The 3,562-nt window shown below is 71.5% G+C and carries 4 protein-coding genes and 1 tRNA gene; 3 read left to right on the top strand and 2 right to left on the bottom strand.

Going from position 1 to position 3,562, the window contains the following annotated elements:
• Window positions 1-435 (top strand): FGGY-family carbohydrate kinase (locus JWQ91_RS13975; protein WP_297785308.1); only part of this gene is annotated, 435 nt, incomplete at its 5' end.
• Between the two features lie 23 nt (window positions 436-458).
• On the opposite strand, the gene JWQ91_RS13970 is transcribed toward JWQ91_RS13975, so the two are convergent.
• Entirely contained in the window at window positions 459-1,703 is a 1,245-nt protein-coding gene (locus JWQ91_RS13970) for an alpha-hydroxy acid oxidase (protein WP_297785305.1), read from the bottom strand.
• 5 nt (window positions 1,704-1,708) lie between these two features.
• Window positions 1,709-2,344 carry a GntR family transcriptional regulator gene (locus tag JWQ91_RS13965; protein ID WP_297785302.1) on the bottom strand — a complete coding sequence of 212 codons (636 nt, stop codon included), beginning with the start codon at window positions 2,342-2,344 and terminating at the stop codon, window positions 1,709-1,711.
• 136 nt (window positions 2,345-2,480) lie between these two features.
• Here JWQ91_RS13965 and JWQ91_RS13960 point away from each other — a divergent pair, with 136 nt between their 5' ends.
• Complete coding sequence (locus JWQ91_RS13960) at window positions 2,481-3,392, top strand: NAD(P)-dependent oxidoreductase (protein ID WP_297785300.1); 912 nt, start codon at window positions 2,481-2,483, stop codon at window positions 3,390-3,392.
• 10 nt (window positions 3,393-3,402) lie between these two features.
• A tRNA-Leu gene (locus JWQ91_RS13955) sits at window positions 3,403-3,475 on the top strand.
• Window positions 3,476-3,562: the final 87 nt, after the last annotated feature.

Raw genomic sequence — 3,562 nt, 5'->3', positions numbered from 1 at the left:
GTCACGGACGGCATCACGATCTTCGACGTGCAGGATCCCCGGTTCCTGGCGCCGGGCAACATGCCCAAGCGCATCTTCGACTGGTGCCGCGAGCGCGGCGAGCGGATGCCGGTCGGCAAGCCCGCCGTGCTGCGCAGCATCGTCGAGAGTCTCGCCCAGGCGTTCGCCGAGGCCCTCGACACGGCGTCCCGCCTGTCGGGTCAGTCCATCGGGATCGTCCACGTGGTCGGCGGGGGATCGCTCAACCGGCTGTTGTGCCAGGCCACGGCCGACCGTTCGGGTCGCCCCGTGCTGGCCGGCCCCGTCGAGGCGACGGCCCTCGGCAACGTGCTGGTGCAGGCCCGCGCCCTCGACGCCATCGGCGGCAACCTCGCCGAGCTCCGGGCCCTCATCGCGTCGACCCAGGACCTCGTCCGCTTCGACCCCCGCGCCTGACGTCCCCAACCCCGGGTCTTGGGTCAGCCGAGGTGGCGGGCGCGGGGGATCAGGCGCTCCAGCTGGGTCACGTGGGCGGGCTCGAGCTCGGCGATCGAGGAGGCACCGAGGAGCTTCATGGTGCGGACGATCTCGTCCTCGAGAATCGCGAGGGCCCGGTCGACCCCGGCGCGGCCGCCGGCCATGAGGCCGTAGAGGTAGGCGCGCCCGATCATGGAGAAGTTCGCCCCCAGAGCTGCCGCGGCCACGATGTCCGCGCCCGACATGATCCCGGTGTCGACCCCGATCTCGATGTCGGAGCCCACCTCGCGGACGACCTGGGGGAGCAGGTGGAAGGGGATCGGCGCCCGATCGAGCTGGCGACCGCCGTGGTTCGACAAGATGATGCCGTCCACGCCGAGGGTCGCCAGCTGCTTGGCGTCCTCGACGTTCTGGACCCCCTTGATCACGATCTTGCCGGGCCAGATCTCGCGGATCACGTCGAGGTCGGCGTACGAGATCGTGGGGTCCATCGCGGAGTCGAGCAGCTCTCCGACGGTGCCCCCGGTCGAGCTCAACGACGCGAACTCGAGCTTGGGCGTCGTGATGAAGTCGAACCACCACCACGGGCGGACGATCGCGTTGGCGACGGTGCGCAGCGTGATCTGCGGCGGGATCGAGAAGCCGTTGCGCTTGTCCCGCAGCCGCGCGCCGGCCACCGGGGTGTCGACCGTGAACTGGAGCGTGTCGAACCCGGCGGCCGCCGCGCGGCGTGCGAGCTCGTACGAGATCTCCCGGTCGCGCATGACGTAGAGCTGGAACCAGTTGCGACCGTCGGGATTGGCGGCCTTGACCCCCTCGATCGAGGTCGTGCCGAGCGTGGAGAGCGTGAACGGGATGCCGGCCGCGCCCGCCGCCCCGGCGCCGGCGATCTCGCCCTCGGTCTGCATCAGGCGGGTGAACCCGGTCGGCGCGATCGCGAACGGCAGGCGGGAGGGGCCCCCGAGGATCGTCGTGGAGGTGTCGACGTCCTGCGCGGGGCGGAGCACGCGAGGGCTGAACTCGACGTCCTCGAAGGCCTGGCGGGCCCGCGCCAGGGACAGCTCGCCCTCGGCGGCGCCATCGGTGTAGTCGAACGCGGCGCGCGGGGTCCGACGCTTCGCGATCGCGCGCAGGTCGTGGATCGTCAGCGCGGCCTCGAGCCGACGGCGCTTCGGGCTCCAGACCGGCTTCTTGAACCGGATCAGGTCGAAGACCTCGAGCGGGCGGGGGAACTGGCGCTGGACCATGGAGGTCACCTTCCGTGGGTGGAGTCGTAGTGGTCGATCAGGCGGTCGCGAGAGGCCAGGACGTGGGCGCGCGCGAGGCGCCCGGCCGTCTCGACCTCGCCCGCGGCGATCGAGTCGAGGATGGACCGGTGCTCGGCGGCGACCTCGGTCGCGGAGCGCAGCCCGTGTGCCTCGACCTGGGCGATGCCGAGCTCGATCTCACCCATCAGCAGGTCGTGCAGCCGGGGGAGGCGCGTCGAGGACGTGCCTCGGACCAGCGCGCGGTGGAACAGCAGGTCCCGGGCGGCGTACGAGCCGTCGGCGGGGACCTCGAGCAGGTCACGGTGTGCGGCGTCGGCCTCGTCCGGGACGGTCGAGGCGGCGGCCAGGAGCTCGACGGCGGCGCCCTCGATCGCGGCCCGGCTGACGAACAGGTCGTCGATGTCGTCACGATCGAGACGGCGGACGCGGGCGGCGTGGTGCGGCTCCCGCGTCAGCAGGCCGTCGGCGACCAGGCGGTCGATCGCGATCCGGGCCGTGGGTCGGGCGACGCCGTACGTCGTGGAGACGTGTGCCTCCGTGACGGCCGACCCGGGCGCCAGCTCGCGCGACAGGATCGCGCCACGGAGCGCGGTGACGGCGGTGTCGGTCGAGGTCGGCATGATTGCCTGACAATATCAGATTGTCAGACAATCTAGGGGTCCGCGAGTGGCGCAGAGTGAAGAAAACGAGACGGTGTGTCGTCCAGAACTGCGCCACTCGCGGATGGGTTTGCGCCACTCGCGCATCATCGGGGGCATGGCTTCCACGCTCCACGTCACCGTTCCCGATGCCGGCTGGGTCGACCGGCTGGCCGATCTCGACGACATCGACCTGACGGTGTGGGACTTCGCGTCCCCGCAACCGGAGCGGTACGTCGACATCGCCGTCCGTCCCTACACCGTGGCGGCCGCCGGGCTCGAGGTCCTCGACCCCGCCCGCATCGGCCTGGTGCAGTCGCAGGCCCTCGGCTTCGACGGCGTCGAGGAGACGCTCCCGGCCGGGATCTCGTACGCCAACGCGGTCGGCGTCCACGAGGAGTCGACCGCCGAGCTCGCGGTGGCGCTGCTGCTGGCCTCACAGCGTGAGATCGACCGGTACGCCCGCGAGGCCGGTCAGTGGAACCGGCGCTTCACGGCGAGCCTGATCGACCGACGCATCATGCTGCTGGGCCACGGCGGCATCGGGATCGAGGTCGAGAAGCGGCTCGACGGCTTCGGTGCCGTGCTGGTCCGGGTCGCCGGCCACCGGCGCGAGGACGAGCGCGGCACCGTCCACGGATCCGACGAGCTGTCCGACCTCCTGCCCACGGTCGACGTCGTCGTCCTCGCGGTCCCGTTGACCGAGGCGACGACGGGGCTGGTCGACGACGACTTCCTCGCCGCGCTGCCCGACGGCGCGATCGTCGTCAACGTGTCCCGCGGCAAGGTCGTCGACACCGACGCGGTGGTCCGGCAGTCCGGGCGCATCCGGCTCGCGGCCGACGTGACCGACCCGGAGCCCCTCCCGCCCGAGCACGCGCTGTGGTCGACCCCGGGCGTGCTGATCTCCCCGCACGTCGGCGGGATGTCCTCGGCGATGCAGCCCCGGATCGACGCGGTCGTACGTCGTCAGGTCGCCAGGCTCCTCGAGGGCAAGGAGCCGTCCGACGTGGTCGTCCCGCGTCGCTAGGCTGAGGGCTGCTCCCGTAGCCCAATGGCAGAGGCAGATGGCTTAAACCCGTCCCAGTGTGGGTTCGACCCCCACCGGGAGCACCCTGCACAACAACCTCGGCAGGCGCCGGCCGCTGGACTGGCCTAGCGTGGCTGACGGCCACGACGCGACACCACAAGGAGCACCAG

The organism is Aeromicrobium sp. (genome assembly GCF_025965075.1).
Lineage (GTDB): Bacteria > Actinomycetota > Actinomycetes > Propionibacteriales > Nocardioidaceae > Aeromicrobium.
This window is presented reverse-complemented; position numbering and strand designations above follow the sequence as displayed.

Excerpts from the sequence above, each read along its gene's own strand:
- JWQ91_RS13970 (WP_297785305.1), bottom strand. The coding sequence starts at position 1,703 with ATGGTCCAGCGCCAGTTCCCCCGCCCGCTCGAGGTCTTCGACCTGATC.
- JWQ91_RS13965 (WP_297785302.1), bottom strand. The coding sequence starts at position 2,344 with ATGCCGACCTCGACCGACACCGCCGTCACCGCGCTCCGTGGCGCGATC.
- JWQ91_RS13960 (WP_297785300.1), top strand. The coding sequence starts at position 2,481 with ATGGCTTCCACGCTCCACGTCACCGTTCCCGATGCCGGCTGGGTCGAC.